We start from the raw sequence: 23,033 nt of genomic DNA, 5'->3' as shown, positions 1-23,033 counted from the left end.
CCCGACGCCGCTGGAACTCTTGAGCGACGGCTGAACCGGACCGTCATTGCGGGTCAGTAGAATCGACTGCTGGACCGCTTTGAAAGGTACGATTTTGGCCAAACTCTATTTCCGGTACGGCGCGATGAATTCCGGAAAGTCCACCGGGCTGCTCCAGGTTGCCTTCAACTACGAGGAGCGCGGGCAGCGCGTGCTGCTGGCCAAACCCCAGCTCGACACCAAGGGCGACACCGCGATCGTCTCCCGAATGGGCATGACCCGGGAGGTGGACTTCCTGATCCGCCCGGGCGATAGCGTCCGGGAACTGTTCGCCAAGGTCGCCTCCGGTGACGATCCGGATGCCTTGCTGGAGCATGTGGAGGTCAAGCCGGTGGCCTGTCTGCTGGTGGACGAGGCGCAGTTCCTGACACCTGGCCAGGTGGATGACCTCTTCCGCATCGCGGTGCTGGACGGCGTGCCGGTGATTGCCTACGGCATCCGTACGGACTTCCGCACGGTTGCCTTCCCCGGTGCCGGCCGGCTACTCGAACTTGCCCACTCGCTCGAGGAATTGAAGACCATCTGCCGGTGCGGGCGCAAGGCCGTCTTCAACACCCGGCGGATCGGGAACGAGTTTGTGTTCGACGGCGAGCAAGTGGCCATCGACGGCCAGGACATTGCGTACGAATCGTTGTGCGGGAATTGCTACCTGGAGGCATCCGGCGGCCGGCTCGGCAGCTGAGAGTCGGCCAGCCGCTTCGCCAGGCCCATCGCGTCGTAGGGTGCGCGGACCTTCACATCGTTGTCGAAGTACAGGTAGGCGTCCCGGCCGATTCCGTCAGGGCAGCCGCTGCCGTCCAGCCAGCCGCCGACCGTGTCCGCCCAGTGGTCCAGGTCCGCGTCGCCGTAGCCGCTGACGTAAAGCTCGTCCTTGCCGTGCAGCCGGACGTAGGCGAAGTCCGCGGTGATCTCGTGCAGCATCGGCCACGTCCCGGCGCTGTCCGCCATGACCAGGGCGATGTTGTGCCGGCGCAGCTGCGCGTAGAAGTCCTCGGTGACGAAGGTGGAACTGCGCACCTCCATGGCATGGCGCAGCGGCCGGTCCTCGGGAACTTCGAACCAGGTCCTGTCCCGCATCAAATCCGTATGTTCGGACGCAAGGCGGGCCGCCGCCGTCGTTGTTCGAGGGAGCAGCGCCAGGAACTCCTCGACGACGTCCGGGTCGTATTTGAGGTTCTCCGGCAGCTGCCACAGGAAGGGCCCGAGCTTGCCGCCGAGCGCCAGCACACCCGAGGCGAAGAAGTTTGCCAGCGCGCCGCGGGCGTCCCGGAGGCGGCGCATGTGCGTGATGAAGCGGCCGCCCTTGACCGCGAAGACGAAGTGCTCCGGTGTGGCATTGCGCCACTGCATCCAGCTGGACGGGCGCTGCAGCGAGTAGAAGGAGCCGTTGATTTCCAACGAGTCCAGTTGGGTCGCAGCGTATTCGAGCTCCTGGCGCTGGGGCAGGCCCTTCGGATAGAACGTCCCGCGCCACGGTGTGTAACGCCACCCGGAGATGCCGACCCGCGCAACTGGTTTCAAAGTCCCCACGCTCCGCACGCTACTCCGGCCGGGCGCATCCGGCCAGAGCCGACCCGGCCGCATTGCGTCGTCCCGCGGCTGCAGGAATCCGCGGTTAATCGGGGCATCGGCTAAACTTGGCAGGTAAGAGCCCCAGAACTCCACCCGGAGTCGGGGCGTTCTCATGCGCGGCAGATGCTTCCTGCCTCTCCCCTTGGCAGGGTTTCCGCCGCATCGAATGGGGGAGGATCCCATGCCAGCAATTGTGATCGTCGGAGCCCAGTGGGGCGACGAAGGTAAGGGCAAGGCAACGGACTTGCTTGGCGGCCGCGTGGACTACGTGGTTAAGCCGAACGGCGGCAACAACGCCGGCCATACCGTCGTCGTCGGTGGTGAGAAGTATGAGCTCAAGCTCCTTCCCGCCGGCATTCTCAGCCCCAACGCCATTCCGATTATCGGCAACGGCTGCGTGGTGAACCTGGAAGCCCTGTTCGAGGAGATCGACGGTCTGGAGGCCCGCGGCGCGGACACGTCCAAGCTCCGCGTCTCCGCCAACGCCCACCTGGTGGCGCCGTTCCACCAGACCATGGACAAGGTGACCGAGCGCTTCCTCGGCAAGCGTGCCATCGGCACCACCGGCCGCGGCATCGGCCCCGCCTACATGGACAAGGTGGCCCGGCTGGGCATCCGTGTGCAGGACGTGTTCGACGAGTCCATCCTGCGCCAGAAGGTGGAAGGCTCGCTGCACCAGAAGAACGAGCTGCTGGTCAAGGTCTACAACCGGCGCGACGTCGACGTCGAAGAGATCGTCGAGTACTTCCTGTCCTTCGCCGAGCGGCTGCGGCCCATGATGATCGACTCCACTTTCGTGCTGAACGAGGCGCTCGACGACGGCAAGGTAGTGCTGATGGAGGGCGGCCAGGCCACGTTCCTGGACGTGGACCACGGCACCTACCCGTTTGTCACCTCCTCCAACCCGACGGCGGGCGGCGCGTCCGTGGGCTCGGGCATCGGCCCCACCCGGATCAACCGCGCCGTGGGCATCATCAAGGCCTACACCACGCGCGTGGGTGCCGGCCCGTTCCCCACCGAGCTCTTCGACGAGATGGGCGAGTACCTGCAGAAGACCGGCGGCGAGTTCGGCGTGAACACCGGCCGCCCGCGCCGCTGCGGCTGGTACGACGCCGTGCTGGCCCGCCACGCCTCGCGCGTCAACGGCTTCACGGACTACTTCGTGACCAAGCTGGACGTGCTGACCGGGATCGAGCGGATTCCGGTGTGCGTGGCGTACGACGTCGACGGCGTCCGGCATGACGAGATGCCGATGACCCAGACCGAGTTCCACCACGCCAAGCCCATCTTCGAGTACTTCGACGGCTGGACCGAGGACATCACAGGTGCACGGAGCATCGCGGACCTGCCGCCCAACGCCCAGCTCTACGTGAAGGCGCTGGAGGACATCTCCGGCACCCGGATCTCCGCCATCGGGGTGGGTCCGGACCGGGACCAGACCATCGTGGTGCGGGACCTCATCGCGGAATAGCGGTACCCTGTCCGGCCTCCGGGATTGGGCGTAGCATGCAGGAATGGCGGATGACTATGGCATCCTGCGGCGCACTGCGGAGCTGGCCACCGAGTACTTGCGCTCGCTGCCGGAGCGCCCGGTCAAGAGCGGCATGGCTGCTGCGGACCTGCGCCGCGAACTGATCACCGCACTGCCCGAAATGGGCGAGGAACCGCAGGCAGTGATCGAGCATCTGGCCGAGGTGGGCGGCCGTGCCGCAGTGGCCATGGCGGGACCGCGCTACTTCGGGTTCGTCGTCGGCGGGGCCCTGCCACCGGCTCTGGCCGCGGACTGGCTGACCTCCACCTGGGACCAGAACGCCGGGCTCTATGCGGCCGGACCGGCAGCCTCAGTGGTGGAAGAAGCCGTCGGCGCCTGGCTGCTGGAGCTGTTCGGCCTGCCGCCGGCCAGCGGGTTCGGCCTGGTGACCGGCTGCCAGATGGCGCACTTCACCTGCCTGGCCGCCGCGCGGACCGCAGTACTGGAGCGTGCGGGCTGGGACGTTACCGGCCGCGGGCTTTTCGGCGCGCCGGAGGTGGAAGTGGTGGTCGGCGACGAGGCGCACAGCACGGTCCTGTCCGCCCTGCAGTACCTGGGGCTCGGCCGCGACCGGGTGCACACCGTGGCCACGGATGGCCAGGGCCGGATCCGGCTGCGGGAGCTGGAGAAAGTCCTCGCGCAGATTCCGCAGCGGGCTCCGATGATCGTGAACCTGCAGGCCGGCAACGTGAATACCGGCTCCTTCGATCCGATCCGCGCCGCCATTGACCTGGTCCGCCGTCGGGAGGCAGGCTGGGTCCACCTGGACGGGGCCTTTGGGCTCTGGGCCGCCGCGAGCCCGGAACTGCGGCCCCTGCTCGACGGGATGGAACTGGCCGATTCCTGGGCCACGGACGCGCACAAGTGGCTCAACGTTCCCTACGATTCCGGCCTGGCGTTTGTCGCCGACGCCGATGCGCACGTCAAAGCGATGGCGCCGCCGCACGCCTCTTATCTCGAATACGGGCAGGAACGCGATGAAGTCTCCTGGGTGCCGGAGTTCTCCCGCCGCGCCCGGGGCTTCCCCATCTACGCGGCGCTGCGCACCCTCGGCCGCGACGGAGTGCGGGAGATGGTTGAAAAATGCTGCGCGCTGGCCCGGCACATGGCGGCCCAGCTCGGGCAGGTGGACGGCGTCGAAATCCTCAACGACGTGGTGCTCAACCAGGTGCTGGTCCGCTTTATCCCACGCGGCGATGGAAACATTAGCGGCGCCGGAGCGGATGACTTTACCCACGACGTCGTACGCCGTGTGCAGGAGGACGGCACACTGTGGCTCTCCGGCACCACCTGGCACGGGCTGGCCGCGATGCGGATCAGCGTCAGCAACTGGTCCACCACGCTGGAGGACGCGGACCGCTCCGTGGAGGCGATCCTGCGCTGCGCCGGCCGCTGAAAACCCTTGAGAGATTCCGTGCCGCGGGTTCTGTAGTCTGGAATGACAACGCCGCCATCGAGACGGGAGCGCATCATGAAGGTCAGTGTTGGGCAATTCGATCCTTCCGGGGACGTCAACGAAAACCTCAGCGTCATGCGCGCGCAGGCCGAAGAGGCCAAGGCCGCGGGCGCCGAGCTGATCCTGTTCCCCGAAGAGTCCATGTTCACTGTCGGCAAGGTCGAAGGGAGCCTGATCTCCGCCGTCAACGAGCACTGGAGTGCCTTCGTCCAGAAGCTCTCGTTCATCGCCGCCGAGACCGGGATCGCCCTGATCGCCGGCGGCTATGAGGCCAGCGGGGAAGAGCGCCCCTACAACACGCTGGTGATCGTGGACGCGACCGGCCGGATTGTGGATACCTACCGGAAGCTGCATCTGTATGACGCGTTCTCCTATCAGGAGTCCACCAAAATCAAGCCGGGCGACGGCGGCCTGAAGCTCGTGGAGATCGGCGGGCTGCGGGTGGGTGTGATGACCTGCTACGACGTGCGCTTCCCGGAGATGGCCCGCGGCCTGGCGGACCAGGGCGCGGATCTGATCTGCGTGGCGGCGGCCTGGTTCAAGGGGGACCACAAGATCGAGCACTGGGAGACGCTGCTCAAGGCCCGCGCCATCGAGAACACCTGCTGGGTTGCCGCCGCCGGCACCTCCAGCAGCCATACCGTGGGGCATTCGGCCATCCTGGATCCCATGGGCATTGTGCAGGACTACCTCAACGACGAGCCGCGCGGCGTTGTCACCGTGGATGTGACCCGCCGCCGCATCGACGAGGTCCGCGAGTTCCTCCCGGTCCTGCGGAACCGGCGCCTGGCCAGCACGGTGGAAGTGGTTGAAGCCCACTAAAGGCGGGCACCGGGACGGCCGGGAAAAAGTTTTCAGAAAGTTTTTTGAAATTGCATAACTTTTCCTCAAGCCGGTTCGATTACTTATATGTAGAGGCCGCGCCAGAGCTTCCCCCCCAACGAGCTGTGGCGCGGCTTTCTCTTCTTCTGGATGGGCCCCGGCCGAATGTCGGGTGCTGCATCCAGCGCGGAGCGAGTGGCGCGGCTATGATAAGGGACGCCGGGCCAGTCGCTACTTAAAGGAAAAACCGTGGATGGAGTGCTGACAGATGAGGATCTGTTGTCAGCTGTATCCGGAGACGGTCGTTCCGCCGAGAAAATCTACCGTTCGTTGTCACCCAAGGTCATGGGGTACCTGCAGGCCAGGGGCGTTGAGGACGCCGAAGCCGTCGCCCAGGACGTCTTCCTGACGGTTTTCCAGAAACTCGACAATGTCACCGGGGGTGTTGCAGGTTTGAAGACGTTCACTTTCTCGGTAGCCCACGCCAGAGTGGTGGACGCCGCCCGAGCCCGTGCGCGCCATCCCCACCTCGCCGAGTACGACCCGGATTTCGACACCCGGACCGTCTCCTCCGCAGAGCAGGTTGTGGTGGACCGCTCCGGCGGCGACGTCGTCCAACTGATGCAGACCCTGAACCCGGACCAGCGTGAAGTCCTTTCGCTGCGCATCGTGGCGGACCTGCCCATTGACCAGGTGGCCCGGGTCATGGACAAGTCGGAGGGCTCGGTGAAGCAGCTCCAGCGCAGGGCTCTCGCGAAACTCAAAGACATGGTCGTCGGCAGCAAGGTAGGAGGGGCATCATGAACCAGCAACGCCCCGGCGATGCGCCGGACGCGGATCTGCTCGCCGACGCGGGCGACTCCCCGGAACTGCACACCCTGCTGGCAGAGCTCCGCGACCTCGGCCAGGGCCCCGCTCCCGAACCTTCCCCTGAACTTGCTGCCTTCTTCAAGCCCAAGGTCGTCCCGCTGCGCCGCAAGCGCCGGGGCGCCGTCATCGGCGTCGTCGTCGCCGCCTCTATGAGCCTGGGCGTGGGCACCGTGGCGGCCAACGAGGAGGTCCGCGAGAACCTGTATGCCGCCGTGGATACCGCGGTGGACCTGGTGCAGCCGGACGAGCAGGACCAGCTGACTAACCAAGCTAACGACGGCGGTGCCTCCGACAGCGCACTGCCCGCACTTCCGCCGGTGGTCGCCATGCCGGGCGGAGCGGACATCCCCGCCGGAGCCGGGCAACGCGTAGAACGTTCGGGCGGCCCGGTGAAGGCCACAGCCGCCAAGGGGCCCGACAGGCAGGGCGGCAAGGAACCGGGTACCCAGCGCGGCAACGGTGCCAGGCCTGCTGCACCCGCTGCGCCGGGTCCGGTAGCGAAGGCTTCGGCCGGCCAGGGCCAGCAAGCCGGCGGCCAGGCCAACGAAAAGGCCAAGGGCCAGGCTAACGAAAAGGCCAAGGCCAACAACAAGGTCCAGGACAAACCCAAGGCGAACAAGCCGAACAAGCCCGCCGGCGAAGCGGTCCGGAACGCCGTGCCGAACGTCGCGCCGAACGCCGGGAAGGCGCAGCAGCCCGTGAAGCGGCTGGTCCGTCGTGCCGTCGAGGGTGCTCCGCTCGTCACCAATGACCAGGACAAGCAGGCGCCCGGGCCGGCCGAGGAAAAAGGCCGCGGCGCAGCGGAAAAGCGATCCGGCCCGGTCGAAAAGATCGTGGAGAAGGGCGTGGACCCAACCGTGGAGAGGTTGGGCAGGACCCCGGGCAAAGTAGTGGACCGGGACTGACCCGCAGAAATCACTAGCCGCAGAACGCAGGCAAAAAGCCAGGCCCCGGTTTCCCGGGGCCTGGCTTTTTGGCTGGCCGGTTCAGCTCAGAACAGGATGCTCATCGCATTCCAGCCGCTGTTGCCGATGACCTGCCGGGGCGAGAACCCGCCGGTGCCGTTGCCCGGGTAGAGCAGCAAACGTCCGTCCCCGTCGCGCGAAACCACATCCGGGTTGTCATCGCCGGTGAGGTCGCCCGGGCTGAAGATGGCGCTCATGGAGTTCCATCCCCACCCGATCTGGATGCGCCGTTCCAGCCGGCCGGTGCCGGTGCCCGGGTACACCCACAGCTTGCCGTCAGTGGTCCGTGCCACCACGTCCGAGTTACCGTCCTCGCCGAAGTCGCCAGGACTGTGGAGGCTGGTGATGGAGTTCCACCCGCTGCTGCCCATCAGCTCGCGCGGCTCGAAGCGACCCGTGCCGGTGCCCGGGTAGAACCAGAGCCGGCCCGAGGTGTCACGGGTGATGAGGTCCGTGTCGCCGTCGTTGTCCGTATCGCCTCCGCTGAAGACCGCGTTGATCGCGTCCCAGCCGCTGGAGCCGATGAGGATCCGGGACCGGAGCCGGCCCTCGCCGTCGCCGGGGTAGAGCCAGAGCCGGCCGGAACCGACGCTGTCCTTGGCAATGATGTCCGCCTTGTCGTCCCCGTCGAAGTCGCCGGGGCTGGCGATGGCGTTCATGACGTTCCAGCCGCTGGAGCCGAGCACGGTGCGGGCCTTCAAAGCGCCTTCGCCGTCGCTGCGGTACAGCCACAGCCTGCCGTTGCCGTCGCGCGCCACCAGGTCGGCAAAACCGTCGCTGGTGAAGTCGACGTTCTTGACCGTGGCAGGCTTGCCGGCCTCCGTGGTGAAGCTCCAGGTGGCCGAAGCCACCGGGTTGTTGAACGGGTCCCGGATGGCCGTGGCGCCGCCCGTCACCGTCACCTGGTACCGGGTGTTGGCAGCCAGGTCGGCAACCGGATCGAGTACCGCTGTCATGTTCTCCTTGGTGTAGGTCACGGTGGCTTCAACGGTTGCGTTGGTGGCGGCGTTGCGAAGCACCATGGTGGTGCCGCTGACGTCGGTCACGTGTTCGCTGAAGGTCACCGTGGGATTGGCGCCGATCAGGATTCCCGTCGCTGCATCCGCCGGGGTCTTGGCTGTGACCGTCGGAGCTACCGTCTCCACCGGCTCGACGGCGTTCGACGCCGCCGAGAAGGCTCCCGTGCCCACCGTGTTCACCGCGGCCACAAGGAACCGCAATCGGCTGCCGGCCGGCAGGTCGGTGACCACCATGCTCGTGGCGGTGGCTCCGGCGTTCCGGAGTTCACCCACCTGCGCATTGGCGGCGTCGATAACCTTGACCGTGTAGCCCGTGACTGCCGAACCGCCGTTGCTTGCCGGAGCACTCCAGCTGACGGTGGCCTGCCGGTCGCCGGCGGTGGCGGTGCCGATGGCCGGGGCAGCGGCCGCAACCGGAGCCGGGGTCACCGGCGCACTCGGAGCGGAGTAGGCGCCGGCGCCTGCTTCGTTGACCGCGCGGATCTGGAACCGGTACGCCGTTCCGTTGGTCAGGCTGTCCACCAGCAGTGACGTCGTTGTGGCATCGACCCGCCGAAGCGCGCCGACCTGGGCGCCGCTGGCATCCAGTACCCTGACGTCGAAGCCGGTGATGGAGGAACCTGCCGGTGCAAACCAGCTGACGGTGGCCGAAGCGTTGCCGCCCGTGGCCGTGACACCGGTCGGTGCCGCCGGTACCTGCGTGTCGGCGAACACCAGGCGCTCGATGTTGCGCAAGGTGTCGGTACCGTCGCCGGTCAGGGCGGCGTCATCTCCGTCCGCCGCGTTGTGCGTGACGGTAGTGATGCTGCCCGCCGCGCCCGGCTGGGCGCCGGCCGGGGTGGTGGTGACGGTGTAATTGCTGCTGATATCGCTGAACACCGCGACGTCCGCATTGCCCGGGCTGGCGCTGTCCGCGATTTCACGAACGACGACGACGTTGCCCGGATCCACCTTGCCGGCAAAGATTGCCTGCTGCAGTGTCTCCGTGCTGCCGGCCAGGTAGGGCTTGGCCAGCGCCGTTGCCGATCCGATCTCGGTGGTTGCGTCGGAGGCGTTGGTCCGGACGCTGAGCCGGACTTTCAGTTCCTTGTCGCCGTCGAGGATGTCGTCGGCGCCGCGTCCCTCGATGGTGTCGTTGCCGCCGCCGCCGAGGATGATGTTGCCTTCGCCCCAAACAGCGTCGCCGGCGGTTGCGCCGGCAGGCAGCAGGGCTTCCAGGCCGCGGACGCGTGCCACGCCGTCCGCGTCCAGCCAGTTGCCTCCGGAGAAGCCCTCGGCTACGGCGGTCCGGGGCACCACGCTGTCGCCGCGCAGGATGTCGTTCCTGCTGCCGCCCGAAAGGGCCTCGACTTCCGCATGGCGGTCGCGCAGGACGTCCACCGGAAGCGGGACACCCAGCAGCTTCAGCTCCAGGTCCGCATCCGCGGGCAGCTCGTCGAACTCGTAGCTGGACCAGTCGAAGCCGGCCGCTCCGGCGTTGCGTTCGATGCCGGGTCCGGCGAGCAGAATGTCGTCCCCGCCTTCGGCGTCGTAATCGTCGTCGCCGTTCTGGCCGTTGATCACGTCATGGCCCGGCTTGTTGGGATCGTCGAAGAAGGGAGCGCCGGAATCGCCCTGCAGCAGGTCGGCTCCGTCACCGCCTTCCACCCAGTCATCGCCGGAGTCCGCGAACACCGTGTCCGCGCCGCCGCCGGCAATGATGAAGTCATCGCCCGGCCCGCCGAAGTGCTCGTTGGTGTTGGCCCCACCGTTGAGCAGGTCCTTGCCGTCGCCGCCCAGGATGATGTCCAGGCCGGGTCCGGCGTCGATCGCGTCATTGCCCGGACCGCCCTTGGGGACGTCGTCCCCGGCAGCGTCGGTGATGATGTCGTTGCCCTCGCCGCCCAAGGCGGTGTCGGCGCCGTCGTTGCCTTCGATGCGGTCATTGCCCGGGCCGCCCCAGAACGTGTCATTGTCGACGCCGCCCCAGACCAGGTCCCTGCTGTCGGTACCGTTGAAGACGCTTTGGCCATTGATGCCCGGAGGATCGATCGAGTTCATCGTCCGGTAGCGGATGGTGCCGTCCGGCATCCGGATGAGCAGCTCGGTCTCGTTGCATTCCGACGCCGGGTCATCCGCGATGTTGGTGCCGGTGCCGCCCAAGTTGGCCAGCTGGAATTTGCAGTCAGCGGTGGAGAAGACGTCGGCCGTGATGGAGTGCGCGTTGGTGTTGCGCATGATCATCTCGCCGAAGGAGTTGCCTTCCAGCTGCGAGAACAGGTTCATGCCCGGTGTGCGCACTAGGTAGTAGAACCGGTCGCCGTTCTGCAGGTCCAGCATCTGCTTTTCGAACACGTAGTTGAAGGTTGAGCCCAGCAGGCCGCCGAACAGGTTGGTGCGTTCGGCCAGGCCGCCCATCCAGAGGTCCACGGTGTCCAGGCCGGTTGGCTTGTCCGCCCAGGTCCCCGTGGCGCCCATGAAGTCGCCGGCATCGGCGGGAATGGTTTCCGGCGCGGTGTCGAACGGCGGATCCACGATCAGCCGGGCGGCCTCCCGCTTCTCCGCCAGGGTGGTCTTGGACGTGATGGTTTCGTGCGTGCCGTAGGCGGCAACGAAGTTCACCAGCGACTCGGGATGCTTAATGTTCAGCCCGAAGTCGATCCAGTTCTTGTACGGCATCAGCTGGCTGTCGTTGGTCTTGGCGTGCAGCTCCTTGCGCAGCTCGTTCAGCGACGGCAGACCGGTTTCCCGGGCCCGGGCGATGTTGATGGCGGGAAGGTCCAGCGGCAGGCCCAGCAGGTTGCTGCGCAGCGTGTCGGTCACGAACTCGTCGAGCTCGTTGCCCACCTGGTTGGACATACCCATGGCGATGCTGCCGGCCGCGGACTTGGAGTCCAGGACACCGGCCGAACCGCCGTCGGTGTAGGCCAACGGGTTGAGGAAGCCGTTCAACAACGGCGTATCGTTCGACGAGCCGTCCTCGTTGGTGCGCGCGATGGTGTCGGTGAGCATCGAGTGGCCGAACCGGTACACGGCATGGGCAAACTCGGCGCTGATCGCGGAGTTCACGTCGTCGTGATAGCCGGAGAACGGTTCGATGAGGGGCTGGACCTTGCGGGCGAACTCCTCGAAGGCCAGGTGCTGGTACTCCATCTCGGTGATGAACCGGGCAGCCTGGAAGATCCGCTCCCCGTTCCAGCCTTCCGCGCCGGCGGCGAGCTGCCATTCCTTCAGGGCAGCATCCCCCCGGGCATTTCCTGTGTCCTCGGTGAGGACCCGCTGAATGTCTCCCACCAGGCGGTTGTGCTCGGAATGGAAGATCTGGTGGATCGAGGTCAGGCCGATGTTCTCGTTGACGCGGCCGTCACCGGCGACGAAGTGCCGGTCCAGCATCTCGTTGTCGTACGTGCCGGCGGTCTGGCGCGCGGTGGCCGGGGTGATGGCGGTGTCAGTGTCCGCGATCAGTCCCGGAGCGGGAACCGCGTTGTGGGCGATGTCCTCGATAAAGGCCTCGCTGACCCGGTCAACGTTGGCGGGTGCGGGCACGGGGGCGGCAAGGTTGCCTTCCACGGTTCCGGTCGGCGTCACATACTGCGGGAGGCCGTTGGGGCCCGGAACGAACTTGCCGTACGGATCGGTGAGGATCACCGGGATGTTCAGTGCATCGGCGTCCACCAGCTTCAGGCCGAGCAGCTCGGCCGCCTGCTTCTTCAGCAGCTGCCAGGTGCCCATGCCGCCGTCGGCGGAGGTCATCAGCTCGCCGGTGGAGACGGGTTTGCCGGCGGTGTTCTTCACGTAGGTGCGCAGGAACACCTGGTGCGCCGGGTGGGAAGCGTAGGTCTGGGACTGGTCCACGTAGGGATTGGTCCGGTTGGTGGCTTCCTGGATATCGTCGTCGGTGCCCATCAGGCCGTCGGGGCCGGGTTGGTTGGTTGCCCGGGTCACAGCCATGAAGCGCAGGTGCGGGGGCAGGTCATCGGCCGTGTTCAGCGTTCCGTCGCGTCCGGGGATCAGCGGATCATCGTCCTTCAGCGGGACATAGACCGTGCCGCCGGACTTGCTGACCAGATCGAGGCCGTGGTCGAAGAACTGTCCGAAGAGCGTGAACAGGCCGTTGTAGGGCGGCGAGAGTCCGACGTCGGTGGTGACATTCGGGATGAACAGTGTTTCCCCTGACGGAACACAGTCCTCGGGAACGCCCGCCGTCGTCGGTGTTGGATCCGTGGTGCAGGGGACAACGCCGTCGGTGCCCTGGCTGCGCACGGGAAAGCCCGCCGCCTTAACGGCTGCGGGGTTGGTGGACGTCTGGTCCACGATCAGGTTGCTGATGACGCGCGGCTGCGAGTCCCAGACGTCCTTCTTGGAGGCGTACCCGGGGTCGGCCGTGGCGGCGACCCGAGGGGACTGGCTGTCTTCGGCCGGCCGGAAGTCCGGCGTGGTGAGCCGCGGGAACGATTCCTGCGCCGCGCCGAAGTTTTCGCGGTCTTCCTGCAGGTTGTTGCAGGAACCGTCCACCGTGCGCAGGCCGTAGGAGACCAGCGGGCCCGGCACCTGGTTGGGGCCGTCGCCGAGCAGTGCTCCGCAGGGGCCCGTGGCGGACGTTGTGTTGGCCACGTGGGCCTCGGAAATCTTGATCTGCTTGAGAATGAACGCCAGATCCGCTGGCGTAACGGTAAATCCCTGGCCCACCACCCCAGCGTGGGCCGGACCTGCAAGGGCTGGAAGGCCCAGCGACGTGGTCAGTACAAGTGCGAGCATGCCGGCGACGCCGCGGCGCCGGTACCCAGTTTGTTTCGTGGCCGGTTGCCCGGCACCAGTTTGACGGGAGGAAGATTTGCGCCCCCGCGCATCCTCCCGCTTATTCCCCATAACCCGGTGAGTGAACATCTAAGACCCCTCGGTCTCGAGTGATCGGCTCATCAGTCGACGCGGACTTCATCGATTGTTAATGGGCCGGGGTTAATCGTCTAGGCCCGACCTTGGTAAAAACCTAGAGATTGGGGGTCACCGGCATCCCCTAAATGAGGGGACCGGTACGCTTTGCGTTGGATTGTAGGGAAAAACAGAGGGGGCAAGCGGTTGCCATAGGCACCGCTTGCCCCCTCCAGATGGGTGGATCAGGCTGTCAGCTGGCGTTTCGAGGAGATGACCCCGGTATCGAAACCGGCCAGGTGCAGGCCGCCGTGGAAGCGCGCATGCTCGATCTTGACGCAGCGGTCCATGACCACGTTGAGCCCGGCCGCTTCCGCCTTGGCCGCGACTTCCTCGTGCCAGGAGCCGAGCTGGAGCCAGATGGTCTTCGCGCCCACGGCGAGGGACTCATCGAGCACGCCGGGGAGGTCATCGTGCTTGCGGAAAACCTCAACCAGATCCGGCACCTCGGGCAGATCCGCCAGCGAGGCGTAGACCGGCTGGCCCAGGATCTCCTTGGCTACCGGGTTCACGAAGTAGACCTTGTACTTGCTCGAGGAGAGCAGGTAGGTGGCCACGAAGTAGCTGGCCCGGCTCGGCTTGTCCGAGGCGCCGACGATGGCGATGGTCTTGGTGCTGCGCAGGATGTTCAGGCGCTCCGGTGCGGACGGCCCTACCCAGGTGCGCTCTTCAACGGCGGTGCTCATGCCCGTGCTCCAATCTCGCAGGCTGCGGCTTCGGAATTGAGTTCCCCGAGGTCCAGGTCGCCCGCTTCGGCGGCGGCCACCGCGGCGGTCAGGGCCTGGTCCAGGTCCCAGATGATGTCGTCGACGTCTTCGAGGCCCACGGAAATGCGGATGAGGTCCTCGGGCACGCCGGCGGCCTGCAGCTGCTCGGCGGAGAGCTGCTGGTGCGTGGTGGAGCCGGGGTGCAGGACCAAGGTCCGTGAGTCACCGATGTTGGCCAGGTGCGAGGCGAGCTGCAGGGACTCGATGAACTTCTGTCCCGCGGTGCGGCCGCCCTTGACACCGAAAGCGAACACGGAGCCGACGCCCAGCGGCAGATACTTGCGCCCGCGCTCGTAATCCGGGTGCGAGGGCAGGCCGGCGTAGTTGACCCACGAAACGCGCTCGTCGGCCTCAAGCCACTCGGCGACGCGCTTGGCGTTCGTGAGGTGCTCGTCCATGCGCTGCGGCAGCGTCTCCACGCCCTGCAGCAGCTGGAACGCGGACTGCGCCGACAGGGACGGACCGATGTCGCGCAGCTGCTCGGAGCGGAGCTTGGTCAGGAAGCCGTACTCCCCGAAGTTGCCCCACCAGGAAACATTGCCGTAGGAAGCCACCGGCTCGGTCATCGCCGGGAACTTGCCGTTGCCCCAGTTGAACCGGCCGGATTCGACGACGACGCCGCCGAGCGTGGTGCCATGGCCGCCGAGGAACTTGGTGGCGGAGTGGATCACGATGTCGGCACCGTAGTCGATCGGGCGGATAAGGTACGGCGTGCTCAAGGTGGCGTCCACGACAAGGGGGACGCCGGCGTCGTGCGCTACCTTGGCCAGGCCCTCAAGATCGGCAATGTCGCCGGAAGGGTTGGCCACAATCTCGGTGTAGACGGCCTTGGTGTTCTCGCCGATGGCCGCGGCGAAGTCCGCCGGGTCCGTCGAATCGACGAACGTGGTCTCCACGCCGAAGCGGCGCAGCGTGACATCGAGCTGCGTGATGGTGCCGCCGTAGAGCTTGGACGAGGCCACGATGTGGTCGCCCGCACCGGCCAGCGCGGCGAAGGTAATGAACTCCGCGGCCATGCCGGACGCGGTCGCCACGGCCCCGATGCCGCCCTCGAGCGAAGCGATGCGCTCCTCGAAGGCCGCTACGGTCGGGTTGCCGATGCGCGAGTAGATGTTGCCGTACTTCTGCAGCGCAAAGAGGTTGGCGGCGTCGTCGGTGTCTTTAAAGACGAAGGACGTGCTCTGGTAGATCGGCACGGCGCGGGCGCCATGCTCGGCGTCGGGGGTTCCGCCGGCGTGCAGGGCGCGGGTGCGGAAGCCAAATGTGCGGTCAGCCATCAGGCGGATGCTCCTTCAAAGTTGGTGGCGGGCAGCAGCGAAGTGTTCAGTTCGGTGCCGTTGGCGCGGGCCAGGTCCGCCTCGAGTTCGCGGACGATCGGCAGCACGTTGCGGCCGAACGCTTCCACTTCCTCCTGGAAATGCAGGTAGCAGGTCAGCATGAGGTTCACGCCGATCTTCTTGAAGTCCACGATACGTTGGGCAATCTGCTCCGGGGTACCTATAAGTCCTGTCTTGAAGCCGTCGTTGTACTGGACCAGGTCCTCGTAGCTCGAATCGGCCCACATGCCCTTGCCGTCCTTGGTGGAAGCGCCGGCTTCCTGGACTGCGGCGCGGAAACCTTCGACGGCGGGACGGTGCGCCTTGGCCACGATTTCCCGCAGCGTGTCCTTCGCCTCAGCCTCGGTGTCGCGGGCGATGACGAAGCCGTTCAGACCGAACTTCGGGGTGCGGCCGACGGCGGCTGCGGCGGCCGTGACGCCGGAGATGTTGTCCTCGAAACCGGCCAGGTCCTTGCCGTTGGAGAAGTACCAGTCGGCGGTGCGGCCTGCGGCGGCCTGGGCGGCGGTGGAGTTGCCGCCGAAGAAGATCTCCGGGTGCGCCCGGCCCGGGACGTCCAGCGGCGCCGGGTTCAGCGTGAAGTTGTTGATGTTGTAGTACTTGCCGGACTGCGAGTACTCCTGCTCGGTCCATAAGCCGCGCAGCACGCGGATGAACTCCTCGGTGCGGACGTAGCGCTCGTCATGCTCCAGCCACTCCAGGCCGAAGTTCACGAACTCGTCCTTGAGCCAGCCGGAGACAACATTGACGGCAGCGCGGCCGCCGGAGATGTGGTCCGCGGTGATGATGAACTTGGCCAGCACGCCCGGATGCCACATGCCCGGGTGGACGGCGGAGATGACCTTGAGCTTTTCGGTGGCGCCGAGCAGGGCCAGCGAGAAACTGGTGGCCTCGTGCTGCTTGTCCGCGCCGTAGCTGGCGGCGTAGCGGGTCTGGGTCAGGGCGTACTCGAAGCCGGAGTTCTCGGCGATCCGGGCCAGCTTCTTGTTGTAGTCGAAGTCCCAGCTGGTGCGCTGTTCAATGGTGGAAACCACCAGGCCGCCCGAAACGTTCGGGACCCAGTAGGCGAATTTCAGCGGGGTTTCGAGATCAGCGATCTGGCTGACCGAGGTGTTGGTGTTCATGGCGAATTCCTTCAAAGTCTGCGCCGCGGCGCGATGTGCGGGAATCCCGGGCAATGACGATCCATCGGGCGCAGGCCGGACAGCCTTGCGCCATCCGGATCAAAGATTGCTTGCGCTCTCTCCATCGCTTCTGGCGGTAGCACCTCTCCGGCGGAATCCGGATGGTTGCTGCGGCGTCAAAGAGCCAGATCTCTCGGCCGCTCGGGATGGTCCCGTCTATTCTCGCAACTGTTACGGGCCGCACCAAAAATGTTTAGCCGCATTGCGTTCTCCCGTGAGTTTGCCGAGTGTGCTGGATATCGACAATGTTTTCCACAGCTGCGAAGAGACTCTGGCCGCGGAGCTGCATGTCCGGACATCCTCTTGACTATGCAGAACGTGGATCCCATCGCAGAGTATGTGGCGCGGTACGGGGGTACGCTCCAAGCCGCGGACTTGGCCAAGGCGGGCTTCGGGTCTTACCGCAGCAGGGCAGCCATCGCGCAGGGGGACATCGTTGCGCTGAGGAGGGGACTCGTCGGAACGCCGGATGCCGACCCGGTTCTCCGGGCTGCGCTGATGCCGGGCGGGTTGCTCACTTGTGTCTCAGCCGCCAAAGAGCTCGGCTTATGGACCATTAAGGATCCGGGCCAAGTGCATGTGTGGACCCACAACGGCCGGCACACCGGCCCCTTCGTCAAGCACCGCGGGCAGCTGTTGGGCGAGCGAGGCCCGGGCAATTACGTCTCAGTCCTCGACTGCGTCCTTCATGCCATCCGTTGCCGTCCCCGGCTGGAAGCACTGGTGATTGCAGAGTCGGCAGTGCGACGGAACGCAGTAACCCGGGAGCAGTTGTTGGAACTCTTGCCGGGTAAACGGAACGGCGTCCGGCGGGAAGTGGTTTGCGGCATTGGGGACGACGCCGATTCACCGCTTGAAGTCATTGCCCGGGATCTGTTCCGCACGGCAGGACTTCATGTAGAAACGCAAGTGCGGATCCGAGGCCTTGGACGCGTGGACATGATTGTCGAGCGATGCCTCATCGTCGAGTTGGACGGCTTCGACTTTCACTGGGACCGGGCATCATTTCGAAACGACCGGAAGCGGAACAACGCCGGGGTCCTGAGCGGCTATCCTACTTTGCGCTATCTGTACGAGGACCTGGTATTTACGCCGGAGAAAGTCGTGGCAGAGGTAAAAACGGCAGTTCGTCGAGTGGCCTGAGGCGAGTTATGCGCGAACGATGGATGCTCGAGCCCAAGTTCAAGCCTAACGGTCCATGTTTTGGAACCTGCTGAAGCTGTGACTAGGCATGATGCAGATGCCTCCTTCAAAACATGGGCTCGAGCAGGGCCCGGAGCCCGGTAGCCCAGGCTCGGGGCCGGCTGAGTTGCGGGCCCCCCGGGCACGGGCTACCGCGCCTCGCAGATCTCCTTGATGTCGGCGATGCACGGCTCGTTCTGCAGGCTCGTGGTGTCACCCAACGCGCTGCCCTCGAACAGCTGGGTCAGCAGGCGACGCATAATCTTGCCTGAGCGCGTCTTGGGCACGTCCGGAACAAACACGATCTCGCGCGGCTTGGCGATCGGCCCGATCTGCGTCGCAACATGCGCGCGCAACTCGGCAGCGGCCGCAGCCTGCTCAGCCGTCGGCTCCGCGGCCGTGGACGCGGCAATCAACGACTTGTCGGCCGGCACCACAAACGCGGTGGCGGCGTGGCCGGTCTTCGCGTCATACGTGGGGCAGACGCCGGCCTCCACCACCGCCGGGTGCGAGACCAGGGCGGACTCGATCTCGATGGTGGACAAGCGGTGGCCGGAAATGTTGATCACGTCATCCGTACGGCCCAGGATCCACGTGTCGCCGTCGTCGTCGAAACGCGCACCGTCGCCGGCCAGGAACCAGCCTTGGTCCGCGTACTTCTCCCAGTAGGACGTGAAGTAGCGCTCGGGATTGCCCCACACCGTCCGCGCCATCGAGGGCCCGGTCTTGGTGACCACGATGTTGCCCTGGACGTTCGCGCCCACGCGGGCACCGGCGTCGTCGACAATGTCGGTGGCCACGCCCGGCAGGGCGCGGGTAGCGCAGCCGGGCTTGAAGGACGCGTCCGTCTGCCGCGGGGAGAGGATGGTCGCGCCGGTTTCGGACTGCCACCACGTGTCCACCATGGGAACGCCCGACGCCGGATCCCCGGTCAGCGAATCGCGGCCGACCTGGGTGCGCAGCCAGCGCCATGCCTCGGGGTTCACGGCCTCGCCCACCGTGCCGCACAGGCGGATGGAGCTCAGATCGTATTCGGCGGGGATGCCGTCCGGGAACCAGCCCATCAGGGACCGCACCAGGGTGGGCGCGGTGTAGTAGCTGGTCACGCCGTAGCGCTGGATGATCTCGAAGTGCCGGCCCGGGTGCGGGGTGTTCGGCGTGCCCTCGAAGATGACCTGCGTGACGCCGTTGGACAGCGGGCCGTAGATCTCGTAGGTGTGCGCGGTGACCCAGGCCAGATCCGCCGTGCACCAGTGGACGTCGCCGTCGCGCTTGGCCGGGTCCGGGTTGCTGAACAGGTATTCGTGGCTGAAGGAGCTCTGGGTCAGGTAGCCGCCGGTGGTGTGGACCAAGCCCTTCGGCTGGCCGGTGGTGCCGGAGGTGTACATGATGAACAGCGGCGTCTCGGCGTCGAATGCCTCAGGCTTGTGGACGTCGGAGGCGGTGTCGACGACGTCGTGCCACCAGACGTCGCGGCCTTCCACCCAGTTGATGTCGGTGTGGCCGGTCCGGTTGATGACCAGCACGTGCTCGATCGCGTTGTCGCCCGCGACGGCTTCATCGGCGTTGGCCTTGACCGGGACGGCCTGGCCGCGGCGGAACTGTCCGTCGGTGGTGACCAGCAGCTTGGCGCGCGTGTCCTCCACGCGGAACTTCAGCGCCTCGGAGGAGAAGCCGCCGAAGACCAGCGAGTGGACGGCGCCGATGCGGGCGCAGGCCAGCGTGATGACCACGGTCTCCACGATCACCGGCAGGTAGATGACCACGCGGTCGCCCTTGGTGATGCCCAGCGCCAGCAGCGCGTTGGCCGCCTTGGAAATCTCGCGCTGCAGATCCGCGTAGGTGACTGTGCGGCAGTCGCCCGGCTCGCCCTCGAAATGCAGGGCCACCTTGTCGCCGCGGCCGGCCTCCACATGCCGGTCGGCACAGTTGTAGGCGGCGTTGAGCCTGCCGCCGTCGAACCAGCGCAGCTCCGGCCCGCGGCGCGCTTCCGTGTCTACCGGGGTGGAGGAGTGCGCGGTGTGCCAGGGCTCGGTCCAGTCCAGGCGCCGGGCGGCCGCCTCCCAGAACGCGATGCGCTCGGCCTCGGTCTGCGGCTCGGCCCAGACGGTGGCCGGGAGCTCCGGCGCAGGGGTCTGTCCGACGGTGGTTTCGGCTACGTTTATGCCCATCGTTTTACTGCCCATTTCTCCGCGACTCCGAGGAGCGCGTCGGTTATCTTTCCAATCACAGCCAGCAGGACGATCGCCAGCAGCAATCGGTCCGTACGGCCATTATTCTGTGAGTCTGTCAGCAGGAAGCCTAGTCCCATCGAGGAGGCGATCAGTTCCGCCGCCACCAGGAACAGCCAGGCCTGCGCCAGCGCCAGCCGAAGTCCGGAAAACACCGAAGGAACGACGGCGGGGAGCTGCACCGTGGTCAGCAGTTTCAGCCCCTTGAGCCCGAAGGCCCGGCCGGCTTCCACCAGGTTGCGGTCCACGTGGCGCAGCGCCAGCGACACCGTGGTGAAGACGGGGAAGAAGGCGCCGATCAGGATCAGGGTGACCTTGGAGTCCTCGCCGATCTTCATCCATAGGATCAGCAGCGGGACCCACGCCAGGGAGGGAACCGCACGCAGGGCGCCGATCATCGGGGCCAGCAGGACATCGGCCCAGCGGGACAGGCCCACCAACGCACCGAAGGCCAGGCCCAGGGCGGCACCGCCGGCGAAGCCGATGAGTACTCGCTGCGTCGAGATGGCAACGTGCGTAGCCAGCTCGCCGCGCTGGATCAGGTCAGCCGCGGCCTCGAACACCATGGCCGGCGGAGGCAGCTGCACCACGCTGAAGAGGCCAACCGAAGTGCTCCACTGCCAGGCCGCGATGAGTGCGGCGGGAATGAGCAGTCCAAGGAACAGGCGCGCCCAGCCATGGTCCAGTACCCCGGCCGGGGACCATCCGTTTGCCGGGGAGCGGTCCTGTGAAGGACCTGCCGGACCCGGCTGGGCTGCGCCTGCGGTTGTTATCGTCACGCCAGTAGCCTCGAGGCCTTCTTTACTGGTGGCGATAACGCTGTTGCCGGTGGCTCCCGGATTCCCGATATGCGTCATCAGGATTCCTTGATGGCTGACGGATCAGCCTTGAGCACCAGCGAGTCTACGAGAAGCGTGTCGACGGCGTCGTCGATCTGCTTCTGGGTCTTCACGTCGCCGGTTTCGACGAAGGCCGGGCCGATCTTCTCCAGCACTGCGCGCTGCACTTCGCCCGGGGCCGGGTCGACGTCCAGGTTGCTGCGCTCGGTGATCACCGTGGTGGCCACCTCGAGATCCAGTCCCGCCACGTCGGCGAGGATCTGCGCGGTCTCCTCCGGGTTCTCGGCGGCCCAAGCACGCGCCTTCTCATACGCGTTCACCACGGTCTGCGCGAGCTCGGGCTCCTCCTCGAGGAAGGATTCGGTGGCGTTCAGGAAGCCGTAGGTGTTGAAGTCCAGGTTCCGGTAGAACAGCTCCGCGCCCTCCTGCTCGGCGCCGGCCATGATCGGATCGAGGCCGGACCAGGCGTCCACCGAGCCGTTGTTGAGCGCGCTCCAGCCGTCGGCGTGCTGCAGGTTCTGCACGGTCACGTCCTCCGGCGACAGCCCGGCTTCCTCGAGGGACTGCAGCAGGAAGAAGTACGGATCCGTGCCCTTGGTGGCGGCCACGGACTTGCCCTTGAGGTCCTCGACCTTCTCGATGCCGGAGTCGGGCAGCGCCACCAGGGCGGACCACTCCGGCTGGGAGTAGAGGTCGATGGTCTTGATCGGCGAACCGTTGGCGCGGGCCAGCAGGGCGGCGGAACCGGCAGTGGATCCAACATCGACGGCGCCGGAACGCAGCGCCTCGTTGGCCTTGTTGGAGCCGGCGGACTGGATCCAGTTGACCTCAACGCCGTCCTCGGCCAGCGTGGCTTCGAGCCAGCCCTTTTCCTTGATGATCAGGCTCAACGGGTTGTAGGTGGCGAAGTCGATGTTCAGGACACCGTCGCCGGCGGCACCCGCAGCGGCGGTAGCTTCGGAGTCCTCGCCGGCCACGCAGCCGGTCAGGGCCAGGGAAGCGGAGGTGGCAACGGCGGCGGCGCCGAAGAGTGAACGGCGGGAAAAGCGACTGGCAAGCGACATGATTGATCCTTCAAAAGTAGTGCGGAACAGGAGACGTTCCGCGGAACATGGGTGGTTCGGGCCGCAACGGACCCGGCATAGCTCAGGGAAAACAGGGGAGGTACGACGGCGCTGCTGGCCGTCGTACCAGTCGGGCGAGGCTAGTGGCCGTCGACGCCGAGGCTTGCCAGCAGGGAGCTGCGCATTCGGGCCAGCTCCACGGAACCACGGTTACGCGGGCGGTCGCCGGGGACATCGACGGTACGCACGATGGTGGCGCCGTCGTGCTCTTTGCCGGTTTCCTTGCCCAGCACGATGATCCGGTCGGCCAACTGCAGGGCTTCGTCGACGTCGTGCGTGACCAGCAGGACGGTGGTCGGTTCGGCGGCGTGGACGTCCAGCAGCAGGTCCTGCATCTTGATCCGGGTCAGCGCGTCCAAGGCGCCGAAGGGCTCGTCGAGCAGCAGGACACCGGGGTTGCGGGCGAGGGCGCGGGCCAGCGAAGCGCGCTGGGCCATGCCACCGGAGACCTCGCGCGGGCGGTGCTTGGCAAACTTGTCCAGCCCCACCAGCTCCAGTAGGCGGCCCACTTTTGACTTGCCCTGCTTGGCGCTGGTGCCCTTCGGCAGTCCGATGGCCACGTTGGCCTGAAGCGTGTGCCAGGGCAGCAAGCGCGGTTCCTGGAAGGCGAAGGCGCAGCGCGAATCGATGCCCTGGACCGGCGTGCCGTCGATGTCCACGGAGCCCGCGCTGGGTGCGTCGAGTCCGGCCGCGGCGCGCAGCAGCGTGGACTTTCCGCAGCCGCTGGGGCCGAGGATGGCGAGGACTTCACCGCGCCGGACGTCGAAGTCGATGTCGCGGAGCACGGTGTGGGCGGCGTTCCCGGTGCCGAAGGTGCGGCGCAGCGCGCGGAAGGAAACAGGCAAAGCCGAGGCGTGGTGGGCCGGGTCAACGGTGCTGGAAGAGTCCGGGCTGGAAGGGGCCGCCGGCCGCACAGACGGGATTACTGCAGTCATGAGATCACTCCATCGATCCTGGCAGTAGCACCCTACGGATCAAGCCTTGCGGCGCAGCTTTCGCTTAGCCGTTCCCGTGGCTTGTCACCTCGTTATCGCCGGGAACCAGGGGAGGTTTCCAACGACCAGGGTTGCTGCGGCTTCATCGATCCAGGTCTCTCGGCCGCTCGGGATGGTCAACGCCAACTAAACTGCACGCAAGGCCCATTCGGCAAGGCGGCTGTAACAATGCCGCGTAACAAAAGCTGC

16 protein-coding genes and 1 riboswitch are annotated in these 23,033 nt (G+C 66.4%); of the genes, 7 read left to right on the top strand and 9 right to left on the bottom strand.

Going from position 1 to position 23,033, the window contains the following annotated elements; translation table 11 throughout:
- The first annotated feature begins 94 nt into the window (after window positions 1-94).
- On the top strand, window positions 95-721 hold the full coding sequence (locus B0G38_RS00630; RefSeq protein ID WP_264667641.1) for a thymidine kinase: 627 nt from the start codon (window positions 95-97) through the stop codon (window positions 719-721).
- Here the strand turns inward: B0G38_RS00630 and B0G38_RS00625 are convergent.
- On the bottom strand, window positions 685-1,560 hold the full coding sequence (locus tag B0G38_RS00625; protein WP_413542006.1) for a DUF72 domain-containing protein: 876 nt from the start codon (window positions 1,558-1,560) through the stop codon (window positions 685-687). The genes B0G38_RS00630 and B0G38_RS00625 overlap by 37 nt on opposite strands.
- A 232-nt stretch (window positions 1,561-1,792) precedes the next feature.
- Here B0G38_RS00625 and B0G38_RS00620 point away from each other — a divergent pair, with 232 nt between their 5' ends.
- The 5 genes from B0G38_RS00620 (at window position 1,793) to B0G38_RS00600 (ending at window position 7,195) form a co-directional block, all read left to right on the top strand.
- A complete protein-coding gene (locus tag B0G38_RS00620; protein ID WP_264667639.1) occupies window positions 1,793-3,082 on the top strand; it encodes an adenylosuccinate synthase in 1,290 nt (429 codons plus the stop codon).
- Between the two features lie 43 nt (window positions 3,083-3,125).
- Window positions 3,126-4,538, top strand: coding sequence for a pyridoxal phosphate-dependent decarboxylase family protein (locus B0G38_RS00615; RefSeq protein ID WP_264667638.1), 1,413 nt, complete (start codon window positions 3,126-3,128; stop codon window positions 4,536-4,538).
- Between the two features lie 75 nt (window positions 4,539-4,613).
- Window positions 4,614-5,420 carry a carbon-nitrogen hydrolase family protein gene (locus B0G38_RS00610; protein ID WP_264667637.1) on the top strand — a complete coding sequence of 269 codons (807 nt, stop codon included), beginning with the start codon at window positions 4,614-4,616 and terminating at the stop codon, window positions 5,418-5,420.
- A 249-nt stretch (window positions 5,421-5,669) separates the two neighbouring features.
- Window positions 5,670-6,224 carry an RNA polymerase sigma factor gene (locus B0G38_RS00605; RefSeq protein ID WP_264667636.1) on the top strand — a complete coding sequence of 185 codons (555 nt, stop codon included), beginning with the start codon at window positions 5,670-5,672 and terminating at the stop codon, window positions 6,222-6,224.
- The gene (locus B0G38_RS00600) at window positions 6,221-7,195 is read left to right on the top strand and encodes a hypothetical protein (protein ID WP_264667635.1); all 975 of its coding nucleotides are present in this window, start codon (window positions 6,221-6,223) and stop codon (window positions 7,193-7,195) included. The genes B0G38_RS00605 and B0G38_RS00600 overlap by 4 nt, the downstream gene beginning before the upstream one ends.
- Before the next feature lie 86 nt (window positions 7,196-7,281).
- On the opposite strand, the gene B0G38_RS00595 is transcribed toward B0G38_RS00600, so the two are convergent.
- The 4 genes from B0G38_RS00595 to sfnG all read right to left on the bottom strand — a co-directional run bounded on the left by B0G38_RS00595 (window position 7,282) and on the right by sfnG (window position 16,413).
- Complete coding sequence (locus B0G38_RS00595) at window positions 7,282-13,011, bottom strand: peroxidase family protein (RefSeq protein WP_264667634.1); 5,730 nt, start codon at window positions 13,009-13,011, stop codon at window positions 7,282-7,284.
- A 359-nt stretch (window positions 13,012-13,370) separates the two neighbouring features.
- Window positions 13,371-13,871 carry a CoA-binding protein gene (locus tag B0G38_RS00590; protein ID WP_264667633.1) on the bottom strand — a complete coding sequence of 167 codons (501 nt, stop codon included), beginning with the start codon at window positions 13,869-13,871 and terminating at the stop codon, window positions 13,371-13,373.
- Window positions 13,868-15,229, bottom strand: a complete 1,362-nt coding sequence (locus B0G38_RS00585) for an O-acetylhomoserine aminocarboxypropyltransferase/cysteine synthase family protein (protein ID WP_264667632.1) — start codon at window positions 15,227-15,229, stop codon at window positions 13,868-13,870. The genes B0G38_RS00590 and B0G38_RS00585 overlap by 4 nt, the downstream gene beginning before the upstream one ends.
- The gene (gene sfnG / locus B0G38_RS00580) at window positions 15,229-16,413 is read right to left on the bottom strand and encodes a dimethylsulfone monooxygenase SfnG (RefSeq protein WP_264667631.1); all 1,185 of its coding nucleotides are present in this window, start codon (window positions 16,411-16,413) and stop codon (window positions 15,229-15,231) included. The genes B0G38_RS00585 and sfnG overlap by 1 nt, the downstream gene beginning before the upstream one ends.
- 118 nt (window positions 16,414-16,531) lie before the next feature.
- A riboswitch (SAM riboswitch) is annotated at window positions 16,532-16,626 on the bottom strand.
- 150 nt (window positions 16,627-16,776) lie between these two features.
- Between sfnG and B0G38_RS00575 the strand changes: the two genes are divergently transcribed.
- Window positions 16,777-17,616: a hypothetical protein gene (locus B0G38_RS00575; protein WP_264667630.1), complete on the top strand. Its 840-nt coding sequence runs from the start codon at window positions 16,777-16,779 to the stop codon at window positions 17,614-17,616.
- Between the two features lie 188 nt (window positions 17,617-17,804).
- Here B0G38_RS00575 and acs read toward each other — a convergent pair whose 3' ends face one another.
- From acs to B0G38_RS00555, 4 genes are all read right to left on the bottom strand, one after another.
- A complete protein-coding gene (gene acs / locus B0G38_RS00570; RefSeq protein WP_264667629.1) occupies window positions 17,805-19,841 on the bottom strand; it encodes an acetate--CoA ligase in 2,037 nt (678 codons plus the stop codon).
- Window positions 19,817-20,743, bottom strand: a complete 927-nt coding sequence (locus B0G38_RS00565; RefSeq protein ID WP_264667628.1) for an ABC transporter permease — start codon at window positions 20,741-20,743, stop codon at window positions 19,817-19,819. The genes acs and B0G38_RS00565 overlap by 25 nt, the downstream gene beginning before the upstream one ends.
- Entirely contained in the window at window positions 20,743-21,789 is a 1,047-nt protein-coding gene (locus tag B0G38_RS00560; RefSeq protein WP_264667627.1) for an aliphatic sulfonate ABC transporter substrate-binding protein, read from the bottom strand. The genes B0G38_RS00565 and B0G38_RS00560 overlap by 1 nt, the downstream gene beginning before the upstream one ends.
- A gap of 140 nt (window positions 21,790-21,929) precedes the next feature.
- Window positions 21,930-22,784 (bottom strand): ABC transporter ATP-binding protein, encoded by an 855-nt coding sequence (locus tag B0G38_RS00555; protein WP_264667626.1) that lies wholly within the window; start codon window positions 22,782-22,784, stop codon window positions 21,930-21,932.
- Between the last annotated feature and the right edge of the window lie 249 nt (window positions 22,785-23,033).

It is taken from the genome of Crystallibacter permensis (assembly GCF_025960875.1).
GTDB classification, from domain to species: domain Bacteria; phylum Actinomycetota; class Actinomycetes; order Actinomycetales; family Micrococcaceae; genus Crystallibacter; species Crystallibacter permensis.
This window is presented reverse-complemented; position numbering and strand designations above follow the sequence as displayed.

Bases quoted from the DNA above. Each gene is read 5' to 3' on its own strand.
- B0G38_RS00620 (WP_264667639.1), top strand. From the start codon at position 1,793: ATGCCAGCAATTGTGATCGTCGGAGCCCAGTGGGGCGACGAAGGTAAG.
- B0G38_RS00615 (WP_264667638.1), top strand. From the start codon at position 3,126: ATGGCGGATGACTATGGCATCCTGCGGCGCACTGCGGAGCTGGCCACC.
- B0G38_RS00610 (WP_264667637.1), top strand. From the start codon at position 4,614: ATGAAGGTCAGTGTTGGGCAATTCGATCCTTCCGGGGACGTCAACGAA.
- B0G38_RS00600 (WP_264667635.1), top strand. From the start codon at position 6,221: ATGAACCAGCAACGCCCCGGCGATGCGCCGGACGCGGATCTGCTCGCC.
- B0G38_RS00595 (WP_264667634.1), bottom strand. From the start codon at position 13,011: ATGCTCGCACTTGTACTGACCACGTCGCTGGGCCTTCCAGCCCTTGCA.
- B0G38_RS00590 (WP_264667633.1), bottom strand. From the start codon at position 13,871: ATGAGCACCGCCGTTGAAGAGCGCACCTGGGTAGGGCCGTCCGCACCG.
- B0G38_RS00585 (WP_264667632.1), bottom strand. From the start codon at position 15,229: ATGGCTGACCGCACATTTGGCTTCCGCACCCGCGCCCTGCACGCCGGC.
- sfnG (WP_264667631.1), bottom strand. From the start codon at position 16,413: ATGAACACCAACACCTCGGTCAGCCAGATCGCTGATCTCGAAACCCCG.
- acs (WP_264667629.1), bottom strand. From the start codon at position 19,841: ATGGGCAGTAAAACGATGGGCATAAACGTAGCCGAAACCACCGTCGGA.
- B0G38_RS00565 (WP_264667628.1), bottom strand. From the start codon at position 20,743: ATGACGCATATCGGGAATCCGGGAGCCACCGGCAACAGCGTTATCGCC.
- B0G38_RS00560 (WP_264667627.1), bottom strand. From the start codon at position 21,789: ATGTCGCTTGCCAGTCGCTTTTCCCGCCGTTCACTCTTCGGCGCCGCC.
- B0G38_RS00555 (WP_264667626.1), bottom strand. From the start codon at position 22,784: ATGACTGCAGTAATCCCGTCTGTGCGGCCGGCGGCCCCTTCCAGCCCG.